The organism is Streptomyces sp. NPDC001920, from assembly GCF_053594495.1.
The window spans coordinates 112418-125225 of record NZ_JBSFEP010000007.1 but is presented as its reverse complement, the minus strand read 5'-3'; the positions used below and the strand labels follow the sequence as shown (position 1 = coordinate 125225).

The 12808-nt window shown below is 72.9% G+C and carries 13 protein-coding genes; 8 read left to right on the top strand and 5 right to left on the bottom strand.

Annotated features, from left to right (window positions below; translation table 11 throughout):
• Window position 1: 1 nt before the first annotated feature.
• The 3 genes from ACWCPI_RS13945 to ACWCPI_RS13935 are packed head-to-tail and all read left to right on the top strand — an operon-like array spanning window position 2 to window position 2023.
• On the top strand, window positions 2-499 hold the full coding sequence (locus tag ACWCPI_RS13945) for a DUF2771 domain-containing protein (protein ID WP_451038330.1): 498 nt from the start codon (window positions 2-4) through the stop codon (window positions 497-499).
• The gene (locus tag ACWCPI_RS13940) at window positions 469-1173 is read left to right on the top strand and encodes a futalosine hydrolase (RefSeq protein ID WP_451038329.1); all 705 of its coding nucleotides are present in this window, start codon (window positions 469-471) and stop codon (window positions 1171-1173) included. The genes ACWCPI_RS13945 and ACWCPI_RS13940 overlap by 31 nt, the downstream gene beginning before the upstream one ends.
• Window positions 1163-2023: a 1,4-dihydroxy-6-naphthoate synthase gene (locus ACWCPI_RS13935; RefSeq protein ID WP_451038328.1), complete on the top strand. Its 861-nt coding sequence runs from the start codon at window positions 1163-1165 to the stop codon at window positions 2021-2023. The genes ACWCPI_RS13940 and ACWCPI_RS13935 overlap by 11 nt, the downstream gene beginning before the upstream one ends.
• A 135-nt stretch (window positions 2024-2158) precedes the next feature.
• On the opposite strand, the gene ACWCPI_RS13930 is transcribed toward ACWCPI_RS13935, so the two are convergent.
• Window positions 2159-2542 (bottom strand): cold-shock protein, encoded by a 384-nt coding sequence (locus ACWCPI_RS13930; RefSeq protein ID WP_217206711.1) that lies wholly within the window; start codon window positions 2540-2542, stop codon window positions 2159-2161.
• A gap of 165 nt (window positions 2543-2707) precedes the next feature.
• Here ACWCPI_RS13930 and ACWCPI_RS13925 point away from each other — a divergent pair, with 165 nt between their 5' ends.
• Window positions 2708-2959, top strand: coding sequence for a hypothetical protein (locus ACWCPI_RS13925; protein ID WP_037887985.1), 252 nt, complete (start codon window positions 2708-2710; stop codon window positions 2957-2959).
• On the opposite strand, the gene ACWCPI_RS13920 is transcribed toward ACWCPI_RS13925, so the two are convergent.
• The 3 genes from ACWCPI_RS13920 to ACWCPI_RS13910 all read right to left on the bottom strand — a co-directional run bounded on the left by ACWCPI_RS13920 (window position 2935) and on the right by ACWCPI_RS13910 (window position 6350).
• Window positions 2935-3567, bottom strand: coding sequence for an HAD family hydrolase (locus ACWCPI_RS13920; RefSeq protein WP_451038525.1), 633 nt, complete (start codon window positions 3565-3567; stop codon window positions 2935-2937). The two genes, ACWCPI_RS13925 and ACWCPI_RS13920, sit on opposite strands and share 25 nt — an antisense overlap.
• 62 nt (window positions 3568-3629) lie before the next feature.
• A complete protein-coding gene (locus ACWCPI_RS13915) occupies window positions 3630-4619 on the bottom strand; it encodes a hypothetical protein (protein WP_451038327.1) in 990 nt (329 codons plus the stop codon).
• Between the two features lie 90 nt (window positions 4620-4709).
• Window positions 4710-6350, bottom strand: coding sequence for a substrate-binding domain-containing protein (locus tag ACWCPI_RS13910; protein ID WP_451038326.1), 1641 nt, complete (start codon window positions 6348-6350; stop codon window positions 4710-4712).
• Window positions 6351-6548: 198 nt separating this feature from the next.
• Here ACWCPI_RS13910 and ACWCPI_RS13905 point away from each other — a divergent pair, with 198 nt between their 5' ends.
• From ACWCPI_RS13905 to ACWCPI_RS13895, 3 genes are all read left to right on the top strand, one after another.
• Entirely contained in the window at window positions 6549-9215 is a 2667-nt protein-coding gene (locus ACWCPI_RS13905; protein ID WP_451038325.1) for a helicase-associated domain-containing protein, read from the top strand.
• A gap of 161 nt (window positions 9216-9376) precedes the next feature.
• Window positions 9377-9505: a hypothetical protein gene (locus tag ACWCPI_RS13900; RefSeq protein ID WP_388807462.1), complete on the top strand. Its 129-nt coding sequence runs from the start codon at window positions 9377-9379 to the stop codon at window positions 9503-9505.
• 84 nt (window positions 9506-9589) lie between these two features.
• Window positions 9590-9820: a hypothetical protein gene (locus tag ACWCPI_RS13895; RefSeq protein ID WP_451038324.1), complete on the top strand. Its 231-nt coding sequence runs from the start codon at window positions 9590-9592 to the stop codon at window positions 9818-9820.
• Here ACWCPI_RS13895 and istB read toward each other — a convergent pair.
• Window positions 9798-11015, bottom strand: coding sequence for an IS21-like element helper ATPase IstB (gene istB, locus ACWCPI_RS13890; protein ID WP_451038323.1), 1218 nt, complete (start codon window positions 11013-11015; stop codon window positions 9798-9800). The two genes, ACWCPI_RS13895 and istB, sit on opposite strands and share 23 nt — an antisense overlap.
• Window positions 11016-11146: 131 nt before the next feature.
• Between istB and ACWCPI_RS13885 the strand changes: the two genes are divergently transcribed.
• Window positions 11147-12790, top strand: a complete 1644-nt coding sequence (locus ACWCPI_RS13885) for a DNA repair helicase XPB (RefSeq protein WP_451038322.1) — start codon at window positions 11147-11149, stop codon at window positions 12788-12790.
• Window positions 12791-12808: the final 18 nt, after the last annotated feature.

Below are 12808 nucleotides of genomic sequence, written 5' to 3'. Positions count from 1 at the left end.
CATGACCACGCTGCCCCGCGGCGAAGCCGCTGATGTACACCGGGCTGTGCGACGCCGCCGCGCCGTCGCCGCCGCCGGCGCCGTTTGCGCCGGACTGCTCGTCCTGTCGGCCTGCGACAAGCCGACGCCGCTGGCCACGATCACGGTCGGCTCCTCCTCCGTGCACTCCGAGGCCACCTGCGGCGGTGAGGGCGACGCCCTGAAGACGCCGGACCTGGCGAAGTGCCTGAAGGACAAGAACCTGGAGTCCATCTCGGTCGACCCGGACGAGACCGTGCGCTTCGGTGTCGACCCGGAGATCGCGGACGAGGGCTGGACCATCCTCATGAACGGCCAGCCGCTCACCGACTCCAGCAAGAAGACGTACCGCACCATCCCGGGCAGCGTGTTCTTCAACGCCCAGTACGGCGCCAGCGGCGACTCGACGCTGGTGTCGATCAAGGAGGGCGAGAAGGACGTGACGGGTCTGTGGTCCTTCAAGCTCAAGAAGGACAGCTGACCACGTCCGCCGCAGTACGGGTCCTCGTGGCCACCGCGGTCCCGGCGGAGCGGGAGGCGGTGGCCGGGGCGCTCACGGCTCCCGGCGCCGACCTGATCGCCGTCGGCGTGGGACCCGCCCGGGCCGCCGCCGCCACCGCCACCGCCCTCACCACCGCCGCCCTTCAGGGCGCCCCCTACGGGCTGGTCGTCTCGACCGGGATCGCCGGCGGTTTCGCACCCCACGCCCCCGTCGCCTCCCTGGTCGTCGCCGACGAGATCACGGCCGCCGACCTCGGCGCGCAGACCCCGGACGGCTTCCTGCCCGTCACCGAACTGGGCTTCGGCACCGTCACCCACCGTCCGCCCGAAGCACTCGTACGAGAGGTCGCGGCCGCCACCGGCGCCCGCCGCGGCGCCGTCCTCACCGTCTCCACGGTGACCGGCACCGCCGAGCGCGCCGCGCGGCTCCTGCGGCGCCACCCCACCGCCCTCGCCGAGGCCATGGAGGGCTTCGGCGTCGCCGAGGCCGCGGCCGCCCACCGCACGCCCGTGCTGGAGCTGCGCGCGGTCTCCAACCCCGTCGGCCCCCGCGACCGTGCCGCCTGGCGCATCGGCGACGCGCTGGCGGCCCTCGCGGAGGCGTTCGGGAAGCTCGCACCCGTCCTGGAGAGTTGGCACCCGCATGACCGGTGAACAGCAGCGACCGCCCCTTGAGATCGCGTACTCCCCCTGCCCCAACGACACCTTCGTCTTCGACGCCCTCGCCCACGACCGCGTCCCCGGCGCCCCCGCGCTCGACGTCACGTTCGCCGACATCGACATCACCAACGGCATGGCCGAGCGCGGCGAGTTCGACGTCCTGAAGGTGTCGTACGCCGTGCTGCCCTACGTCCTGGACACGTACGCCCTGCTGCCCTGCGGGGGAGCGCTGGGGCGGGGGTGCGGACCGCTGGTGCTGACGCGGGAGGCGGGGATGGACCTCACCGGCCGTACGGTCGCGGTGCCCAGCGAGACGTCGACGGCGTACCTGCTGTTCCGCCTGTGGGCCGCGGACACGCTGCCCGGCCGGGTCGGCGAGATCGTGGTCATGCCATTCCACGAGATCATGCCCGCGGTGCGGGACGGGAAGGTCGACGCGGGGCTCGTCATCCACGAGGCGCGCTTCACGTACCAGAACTACGGGCTGCACCGGCTCGCCGACATGGGCGAGCACTGGGAGGACACGACCGGGCTGCCCATTCCGCTGGGCGCGATCATCGCCAAGCGGTCGCTGGGCGCGGAGAGGCTGCGGCTGCTCGCCGACGCGATCCGGACGTCCGTACGGGCCGCCTGGGACGACCCCGAGGCCTCCCGCCCGTACGTCATGGAGCACGCCCAGGAGATGGACCCGGCCGTCGCCGACCAGCACATCGGGCTGTATGTCAACGAGTTCACCGCCGACCTGGGCGAGGACGGCTACGCCGCGGTGCGGGGACTGCTCACGCGGGCGGCGGCGGAGGGACTGGTGCCGCCCCTCGGACCCGACTCGCTCACCTTCCCCTGACCCGGAGGACGGCGGACAACGACGCCGCCGCGCCACCGGGGTCGGTCACGCGGACCGCGGCCGAGGGGCTGGTGGCGCCCCCCGGGCCGGACGCGCCGGAATTTCCGCACAAGGCCGGAAACGCCGGGAAAGGGCCTATACGTCGAGCTGGTCGGCGACCGCGCGCAAGAGGCCCGCGATCTTCTTGCCGGCGGTCTTCTCCGGGTAGCGGCCGCGCTCCAGCATCGGCGTGATGTTCTCCAGGAGCGTCGTCAGGTCCTGGACGATGGAGGCCAGTTCGTCCGGCTTCTTGCGCTGGGCGGCCGCGACCGAGGGCGTCGGGTCGAGCAGGGTGACCGAGAGCGCCTGGTCACCTCGCTGACCGGCGACCACCCCGAACTCCACCCGCTGTCCCGGCTTGAGTGTGTCTACTCCGGCGGGGAGGACCGAGGAGTGGACGAAGACGTCACCGCCGTCGTCACGGGAGAGAAAGCCGAAGCCCTTCTCGCTGTTGAACCACTTGACCTTGCCGGTAGGCACGTCTGTCCTCGTCCTCGTACTCGTCGGAAAACTGCTTCTGAAAACGGCTCTTGATAGCACTACAGCGGGTCGACCATGACCCGCCGGTACCAAGGCTAATGCTCCCCGGGCCGCTGACAAGACGTCGCCCGGTAGTTCCCTCGCGCAGGGAACTACCCTGGTCGAGTGCGTGACAAAACCCAAACGAATTCCGCCGCTCCCGGTGACCGACTGATCCGTGCCGGCGCGGTCGTGTTCTTCATCGGTGCCGTGGCCACTTTGGTCACGGTGGCCCCGTTCCTGCTCGGTACGACGCCTTTTCCGACGTACATGTTCGGGCTGAGCATGCTCATGGGTGTCGGATTCCTCGTCGCCGGGGCGGGCGTGCTGCGGTCCGTCGCGGCCGGACGGCGTCAGGCGCGCGGCGCGTCCAGGTAGCCGGTGAGCCAGGCCGGGAAGCCGGTCAGGTCGGTCAGGACGACGTCCGCGCCGAGCGCGCGCAGCTGGTCGGCGTCGTACGGGCCGGTCGCCACCGTCACCGACAGGGTGCCCGCGGCGCGGGCGGCGCGCACGTCACCGGCGTGGTCGCCGACGTAGACGCCCGCCTCGTACTCGCGCAGGGCCTGCGCCTTCTGCTCGGCCCAGAGGTTCCCCACGACCGCGTCCGGCTCCATGCCGAGGTGGGCCAGGTGCAGCTTGGCGTTCGGCTCGTACTTGGCGGTGACGACGACGGCACGGCCGCCGGCCTCCCGCACGGCCGCGATCGCCTCCCGGGCGCCGGGCAGGGCGGGGGTCGCGGCGATGGCGATCGCGGGGTACATCTCGCGGTACAGGTCGGCCACCGCGGGGACCTGTTCCGCCGGGAACCAGTTGAGCAGTTCCTCGGCCAGGGGTGGGCCCAGACGGGTGACCGCGAGGTCGGCGTCGATGTACGTCCCCGTCCGCTCGGCCAACGCCGTGTAGGTGGCGTGGATGCCGGGACGGGAATCGATCAGGGTCATGTCGAGGTCGAAGCCGACGGTCAGCGAAGAGGCCATATGGGCCATTGTGCCCAGGGAGCGCGCGACGCAGACGCCGGGCGGGTGTGAGGTGCGGCCCGTGGCCGGGTTCACGTCCTGCGCTGTGAACGCCAGACGATGAACAGCGCCGACGCCAGCGCCGCGCCCCGCACCACCCACGGCCAGGTCTCCCCGATCGCCGCGTTCGTCTGGCCCTCGGCGATGGGCTCGCCCCAGCGGCCGGTGGTGCGGCCCCACAGCCACACGACGCCCGCGGTGAGGGAGAGACCGGGAAGGATCACGACCGCCCACTTGGTCTCGGCGTCGGACAGGCGGCGGGAGCCCCAGGCGATGAGCCAGCCGAGGAGCAGGACGACGAGGTTGCCGAGGACGGCACCGGCGACGAGGAGGGCCGCGGCGAGCAGCAGGAGGGGGTTGCTCCAGCGGCCGGCGGGGAGGGCGGGGCGCCTGACGAGGCGGCGGCGGGGCGCCGGCTCGGCCTTCTCCACGGCGGCCGGAGCGGGCTCCTCGGCCGGCTCTTCCTTGCCGGCCCGCGGGTCGTCCTGCGCGGGCGGGCGCCTGAGCATCTCAGGGATCTCCACCCCGCCGACGAAGCCCGGGACGTCCTCGCCCGGACCGAAGGGGCTGCTGTCCACCCGCCACCAGTCCGGCTGGACCGCGCTGCCCCCGAGTTCGGCCGCGCTCGCGAGGTGCGGCGGCGCCGGCGCGTCGTCGGCCGCAGTCGAGGGCTCGGCGGCCCGGGGACGCGGCACGATGCGGCGCAGGCCCTTGGGCCGTTCCCGGTCGGCTTCGGCGCGGCTGTCCGGCTGGACGGGCACGGAGGTGACCGGCCCCTGCGGTGCGGGCTCGGGGGCACCCCCGGCGGCCGTGACGACCTCGTCCGGAGTGCCGAGGCGGGCGATGATGCGGCGGACGGCGGCGGGGCTGTCGACGGGCGCCTTCGCGCGCCGCCGGTCGATCTCGCCGCGCAGCTCGGACACCAGGCGCATGCGGGTGGCCGACGGCAGCTGCCGCTGCTGCGCCACGTCGCCGACGCGGCTCAGATACTCGTAGACGACCTGGTCGCTCTCGATCCCCACGAAGTCCCCTCCGGGGAGTATGCGTTGGATACCCCGTGGCACGACGTTAGCGCAGGACAGGGGCGGCGCGTGCGGGTCGGGCCGGGCGGGTCAGACCGGGCGGCACTCCCCGGAGTTCCGCACCTCGGAGCACAGGCCGTGGCCGTGTTCGCGCAGGAGGTCGCTGCCGCTCTGCCGGGTGAGGAAGTTCAGGAAGCCGGCGGCGACCGAGCCGGCCGGGGGCTCGCCGTAGGTGTAGGCGAACTCGGTCTGCCAGTACGGGTAGTTCGTCTCCTCCACCCCCTCGGCGGTGGGCTGCCTGCCGTCGATCGCCACCTTGACGAAGCGGTCCGCGCCGCCGTGGCCGTCGGCCGCCGCGGCCTCGCTGTAGCCGAGGGCGCCCGGGACCGAGGCGACGGTGTCGAGCATGGTGTCGGTGCTGCTGACCTCGCAGCGGCCGTACGCCTCGGCGTCCAGGGCCGCGCAGTCGGTCTCGGTGAACTGGGGCGGTTGCCGGCCGTCGAGGACCTTGCGGACGAGGGCGCCGCGGGTGCCGGAGCCGGGGTTGCGGTTGACGAGGTGGACGGGGACCGCGTTGCCGCCGACCTGGGACCAGGTGCGGACGCGGCCGGCGAAGAGGGCGCGGACCTCGTCGAGACTCAGGTTCTCCACGCCCGCGTCCTTGTTGACGACGAGGGTGAACACGGAGAAGGCGACGGGCCGGGGGATCAGCCGGGGGTGCCCCGCGGAGGCGAGGCCGTCGGTGAAGGCGAGATGGTCGCCGAGCCCTTCGCCGACCGGGACCTTCGCGTCCTCACCGGCCGCGTCCAGGGCGGTGACGCCGTCGGTGCTGCCCCGGAAGGTGTCGTCCTCCAGCGGGATCGCCACGTTCGCCCCCTCGCACCGCCGGAGGTAGTCCTCGGCGGCGGCGCGCACGGCCGGCGCGAAGGCGGTGGAGCCGTGCAGGTACAGGGTGCCCTCGACGCAGTCCAGCGGGGGCCGCCGCTCGTCGCGCAGGAAGAGGGTGAAGCCGGCCTGGACGACGACGGCCGCGATCAGGACCCAGATGGCCCACCAGGCGGGCCGGGAGGCGAAGACGTGGCTCTCGGTCCTGGTGGCCTTCAGCCGCAGGAACCGCACCAGCGGGTCGTACCAGCGGTCGTGCCCGTCGGTGCCCTGCACGAGGGGGTCCGGGAAGGCGTCGGCGGTGTGGTCGTCGGGCCAGCGTTCCAGCACCACGAGCACCTTGTACTCGGCGCCTCGGGGCAGTGTGACCTTCGGCAGCCGGATGGTGCCCGTGCGGTCCCCGGCGTTGTTGCTGCGGCGGAAACCGGGCTTGGCGACGATGCGGAGGGTGTCGCCCTCCGTCACCTCCTCGAAGAAGAAGTCACGCAGCGCCTCGTTGCTCGGATCCGTGAGGACCACGGCCGCGACCCGGCGGTTGCGGAACGTGACCCGTATGCCGTAGGGATCGGCCGGGTCGGCCAGGTAGTCCTCCGAGACGATCTTGGTCGATCCGGCGTTCTCGATGCGCAGCAGGACGAACGAGGGGTCCCGGAGCTGGTGGCCGTCGTGCCGCATGTCGCCCAGGACGTCGGCGTACGGCTTGTCGGCGGCGTCCGCGGCCAGGGTGTCCATCTGCACCCGGTAGCCGAGCCGCTTGCGGCCGACGACGGCGAACTCCCACAGGAACGCCGCGACGGGGAACGCGAGACTGAGGATCGCGATCCACTGCTCGATCCGCTCACTCACCGCTTCCCCCGAATTCCCTTGAGCCGTGAAGTGGTTGGCAGGGAGCCCAGGGTGACGACCGGGTGCGCGGTGTCGCCAGAGGCGCCGCAACACTCCGACCGATGTTCATCCGGGGGCCATCTACGAAACGCTCCGTTCGCCCGGGAGCCGCCCCGCGCACCCCCCAGCCCCGCCCCCGCACCCGGTAACGTGAGTCGGATGAGCGACCCGGCTGCACCGCCCCGTTCCCTCGCGGAAGCGCTCCGCGCGCGGGACGACGTCTCCCTGGCCGTGCTCCTGCGCAGCCGTCCCGACCTCATCACGCCCGTCCCCACCGACCTCACCCAGCTGGCGACCCGGGCCGGCACCCGGGCCTCCGTGGTACGCGCCCTGGAGCGTCTGGACCGCTTCGCGCTGCAGACGGCTCAGGCGCTGGCGGTGGCGGCGGATCCGGCGACGTACGACGAACTGCTCGGCCTGATGACCGGCGACGCGGGCGATCCGACCGTCGCGGGCGCCCTGCCGCGCGCCCTGGGGACGCTGCGCGAGCAGGCCCTGGTGTGGGGCGGCGACGACCGGTTGCGGCTGGTGCGCACGGCTCGGGAGCTGCTCGCGCCCACGCCGCAGCATCCCTCGCCGACCGGTCTGGGGCCGACGGTGCAGGAGGCCACCGCGGGCATGTCGCCGGGCCGGATCCAGGAGATCGTCACGACGGCCGGGCTGCCGTCCACGCACGACGCCGTGTCCGCCGTGTCGTCGCTGACCGCGCTGTTCACCGACCGGCGGCGGATGGCGGCGCTCCTCGCCGATGCCCCGGAAGAGTCCCGGGAGGTCCTGTCCCGTCTGGTCTGGGGGCCGCCGTACGGACAGGTCACCGCCGATCCGGCGCCCCGTCTGCGCTGGCTGCTGGACCGCGGCCTCCTGCTGCCGACGGCGCCCGGCACGGTCGTCCTGCCCCGCGAGGTGGCCCTGCACGTGCGTGCGGGCCGCGCGCACCGCGCCACCGAACCGCTGCCGCCCGTGATCGAGCCGGCCGCCACGCACCGTCCACAGGTTGTGGACGCGACGGCGGCGGGGCAGGCGTACACGGCGCTGGCGACCGTCGAGGAGCTGCTGAAGGACTGGGACGAGGGTGGCCCGGCCGTGCTGCGGGCGGGCGGCCTGAGCGTGCGCGACCTCAAGCGGACCGCCGTGGCGCTGGACGTACCCGAACCCGTCGCCGCGTTCTGGGTCGAACTCGCCTACGCCGCGGGGCTGCTGGCCTCCGACGGCGAGGCCGACGAGCGGTACGCGGCGACCCCGGCCTACGACGAGTGGCTGGACCAGCCCGCCGCGCAGCGCTGGGGTCTGCTGGCGCAGGCCTGGCTCACGGCGACGCGTACGGCCGGACTGGTCGGAGGCCGGGACGCCAAGGACCGCACGCTGTCGGCGCTGGGGCCCGGCCTGGACCGCTCGGCCGCCCCGGAGGTACGGCACCGGGTGCTGACCCTGCTCGCCGCACTGCCGGAGGGCACCTCCCCCACCGCCGAGTCCGTCCTGGACCGCCTGCGCTGGGAGCGTCCGCTGCGCGGCCCTCAGCAGGAGGACGACCTGCGCAGCAGGCTCGCCCGCTGGACACTGCACGAGGCGGAAATGCTGGGCGTGACGGGGCGGGGCGCGCTGTCCGCGCACGGGCGGGCACTGCTGGGGCCGGGCCCCTCGGCGGCGGCCGGGAAGCCGGTGGCCGCACATGGCGGCACCGGGCCCTCGGCCACCGGCCCCTCCACGACGGCCCCCCACAGGCCCGCGTCCGGTACCCGGGCCACCGCTCCGTCGGCCGCCGCGCCGTCGGACCCGTCCGGTTCCCCCGCCGGCCCCGGAGACAAGCTCCCCGTCCACCACGAGCACCCCCACCCCGCCGCTCCCCCGGAGCCCCTCTCCCCCGCCGAGCAGGCCGCGGCCACCGCCGCCGCCGCGCGGCTGCTCGCCCCGCTCCTGCCGGAGCCGCTCGACCACGTCCTGCTCCAGGCCGACCTCACGGCCGTGGCTCCGGGACCGTTGCGGCGGCCGCTCGCCGACATGCTGGGGATCCTCGCCGACGTGGAGTCGAAGGGCGGGGCCACCGTGTACCGGTTCACGCCGGGCTCGGTGCGGCGCGCGCTGGACGCCGGGCGCAGCGCCTCCGACCTGCACGCCTTCCTCGCCGAGCACGCGCGGACGCCGGTGCCGCAGCCGCTGGCGTACCTGATCGACGACGTGGCCCGTAAGCACGGCCATCTCCGGGTGGGCGCCGCCTCGGCGTACGTGCGCTGCGACGACGACGCGATGCTGAACGAGATCCTCGCCGACAAGCGGGCCGCGGGCCTGCGGCTGCGCCGCCTCGCGCCGACGGTGCTCGCCGCCCAGGCGGACCCGGCCGCCCTGCTGGAGGGCCTGCGCGCGATGGGCTTCGCGCCGGCCGCCGAGTCGGCGGAGGGCGACGTCCTGATCACCCGCGCCGACGCCCACCGCACCCCGCCGCGCACGGCCCCCGAGCCGGTGCCGGACGGCCCGCCGACACCGGACGACACACTGCTGGCGGCCGCGATCCGCGCCATCCGGGCGGGCGACCTGGCCGCCACGACACCGCGCAGGCCGAGCGCGGCCTCGACCTCCGTCACCGGGGGCGAACTGCCCCGTACCACCTCAGCCGAGACCCTCGCCGCCATGCAGGCCGCGGTCCTGACCGGCGAGGCGCTGTGGATCGGGTACGTCAACGCCGAAGGCGCCGCGAGTCAGCGGGTAGTCGCGCCGGTCCGGGTCGAGGGCGGGTTCGTGACGGCGTACGACCACACCGCGGACGAGGTGCGGACCTACCCGCTGCACCGGATCACGGGCGTCGCCGAGCTCGCGGACGAGGACGTCTGAGACACCTTCGGGTGTACGTGCCGTTCCATGCACGCCACGCCGGGCTTTTCCAACTGTCGAGGGACCTTACGGGCCCTTCCGCATCCCCCCGCGCGGCGCGGGGCAGCCACCCGGTGTCCTGATCACGCTCCAGCGAGCGCAACAGAGAGGCAGTCGTCACCATGCGCACAGCTCGTCGTCTCGCCACCGTCCTGGCCGCCGCAGCCCTGATGATGGGCGCCTTCACCGCCCAGGCGGCGGCGATCAGCGTCGACGTAGCCGGTCTGGTCGTCGAGACACCGCAGGTCTGACCCGACCCCGACGCACCGCTCGGGCCGGTCCGGCGCCCCAGGACCGGCCCGCCCGCCCCCTCGGCCCGCTCCACCCTCCGTCACGTGAAAGGCCCTGAACTCCGCATGCCCTCCAAGCGCCCCGTTCGCGCCCGTTCCGCCGCCGTCACCGCCGCCCTCGCCGCGGCCGCGGTGACGACCGTCCTCGCACCCGGGGCGTCGGCGGCCCCCGCCGCCCCGCTGCCGCTCCCGGCCGGCACGGAGTCGCTGGTCACCGAGGGGGTCACCATCGAAGGACCGCTGATCAACAACCTCACTCTGCCCACGCTGCACTAGTGCGCCGCATCCGGTAGCTGTCCCCGTCGATCCGCACCACCTCGGCGTGATGGGCCAGCCGGTCCACCATCGCCAGGGCGGAGGGGCCACCGAAGATCTCGTCCCAGCGGCCGAGGGGACGGTCGCTGGTCACGATCAGCGAGGCCCGTTCGTAGCGGTGCGCGACCAACTGGAAGAAGAGAGCCGCGGCGTCCGGCTCGAAGGGGGTGTAGCCGACCTCGTCGACGATCAGCAGGGGGTGGGCGTCCAGCGCTTCCAGTTCCTCGGCGAGGCGGCCGGCGTCCCGCGCCGCGGCCAGCCGGGCGGACCACTCGGCAGCGGTCGCGAACAGTACCGAGTGGCCCGCCTGGCAGGCGCGGACGCCGAGACCGACGGCCAGATGCGTCTTGCCGCTGCCGGGCGGTCCCACGAAGACCACGTTCCGGCGGGCGGCCACGAAGTCCAGCTTGCCGAGCCGGGCCACGGCCTCCTGGTCGAAGGAGCGGGGATGCCCGGCGTCGAAGTCCTCCAGCAGCTTGCGGGCGGGGAAGCGGGCGGCGCGCAGCCGCTGCTCGGTGCTGGGCTCGTCGTCGCGCGCGACGCCCTGGGCCGGGACGAAGACCTGTTCGGGGGCCTGCTCGGGGAGGTGCTCACGGTGCGCGTGCTGGGAGGCCCGCTCGGCCTGCGCGGCCATCGGCCCCGACATGTACGCCAGGATCGCCGCCGACGCGATGAAAGCCATGTGGATCACCGTGCCCCACAGCAGGGAGTGGCGCGAGGTGTGGTGGACGTCCACGAACATCTGCAGCAGATGGACGGAGGAGATGCCCACGATCGCGGTGGCGAGCTTGACCTTCAGCACGTTGGAGTTGACGTGCGAGAGCCATTCCGGCTGGTCGCGGTGGCCCTGGAGACCGATGCGGGAGACGAACGTCTCGTAACCGCCGACGATCACCATGATCAGCAGATTGGCGATCATGACGACGTCGACGAGCTTGAGCACGGCGAGCATGACGTACGTCTCGGTCGCCCGCCCGGTCACGCACCGGAGCACTAACGTCCACAACTCGTTGAAGAACTTGTAGACGTACACCCCCTGGGCGGCCACGAGGCCGAAGTAGAGCGGGGCCTGCAGCCAGCGGGTGGCGAACAGGGCGTACCCGAGAGTGGTGGTGGGCGGAGACGGCTCACGGCTGATGTGCGGCACGGTCGGCATTCTTCGCAGACGCCGCCGTCCAGGTGAAACCACACCACTCACACGAATGAAAAGACATCCTGTAGGACTACGAGGAGGATCAGGCACACTGGACGTTTGGCCCCACCGAGCATCCGGAAAGGCAGCCGCGCGTGAACGGACCACTGATCGTCCAGTCGGACAAGACCCTGCTCCTGGAGGTCGACCACGAGCAGGCGGACGCGTGCCGTCGGGCGATCGCGGCGTTCGCGGAGCTTGAGCGGGCGCCCGAGCACATCCACACCTACCGAGTGACACCGCTCGGCCTGTGGAACGCGCGTGCGGCCGGGCACGACGCCGAGCAGGTCGTGGACGCGCTGGTGACCTACAGCCGCTACCCCGTGCCGCACGCGCTGCTCGTCGACATCGCCGACACGATGGACCGGTACGGCCGGCTGACCCTCTCCAAGCACCCCGCGCACGGCCTCGTCCTCACCACCACCGACCGCCCGGTCCTGGAGGAGGTGCTGCGCTCCAAGCGGATCGCGCCCCTCGTCGGCGCCCGCATCGACCCGGACACCGTCGCCGTGCACCCCTCCGAGCGCGGGCAGATCAAGCAGACGCTGCTGAAGCTGGGCTGGCCGGCCGAGGATCTCGCCGGGTACGTCGACGGTGAGGCGCATCCGATCGAGCTGGCCGAGGACGGCTGGGCGCTGCGGCCGTACCAGAAGCAGGCCGTGGAGAACTTCTGGCACGGCGGCAGCGGTGTCGTCGTCCTGCCGTGCGGCGCCGGGAAGACGCTCGTCGGCGCCGGGTCCATGGCGCAGGCGAAGTCGACCACCCTGATCCTGGTCACCAACACCGTGTCCGCCCGGCAGTGGAAGCACGAACTGGTGAAGCGGACGTCGCTGACGGAGGACGAGATCGGCGAGTACAGCGGGACGCGGAAGGAGATCCGCCCCGTCACCATCGCCACGTACCAGGTGCTGACGACGAAGCGGAAGGGTGTCTATCCGCACCTGGAGCTCTTCGACTCCCGGGACTGGGGGCTCATCGTCTACGACGAGGTGCACCTGCTGCCCGCGCCCGTCTTCAAGTTCACCGCCGATCTCCAGGCCCGGCGCCGACTCGGACTGACCGCGACCCTCGTCCGGGAGGACGGGCGGGAGTCGGACGTGTTCTCGCTGATCGGGCCGAAGCGTTTCGACGCTCCCTGGAAGGAGATCGAGGCGCAGGGCTACATCGCGCCCGCGGACTGCGTGGAGGTGCGGGTCAACCTCACCGACTCCGAGCGGCTCGCGTACGCCACCGCCGAGCAGGAGGAGAAGTACCGCTTCTGCGCGACGACCGACACCAAGCGGAAGGTCACCGAGGCCCTGGTCCGCCGGTTCGCCGGGCAGCAGATCCTGGTCATCGGGCAGTACATCGACCAGCTCGACGAGCTGGGCGAGCATCTGAACGCGCCCGTGATCAAGGGTGAGACGTCGAACGCCCAGCGCGAGAAGCTGTTCGACGCGTTCCGCGAGGGCGAGATCAGCGTGCTGGTGGTCTCCAAGGTCGCGAACTTCTCGATCGACCTGCCGGAGGCGACCGTCGCCATCCAGGTCTCGGGCACCTTCGGCTCCCGCCAGGAGGAGGCCCAGCGCCTCGGCCGGGTGCTGCGGCCCAAGTCGGACGGGCACCAGGCCCACTTCTACTCGGTCGTCGCCCGCGACACGATCGACCAGGACTTCGCCGCGCACCGTCAGCGGTTCCTGGCGGAACAGGGGTACGCGTACCGGATCGTGGACGCGGACGAGATCCTCGCGGAGGGGTAGCGGGAAGGCACGGGCGTC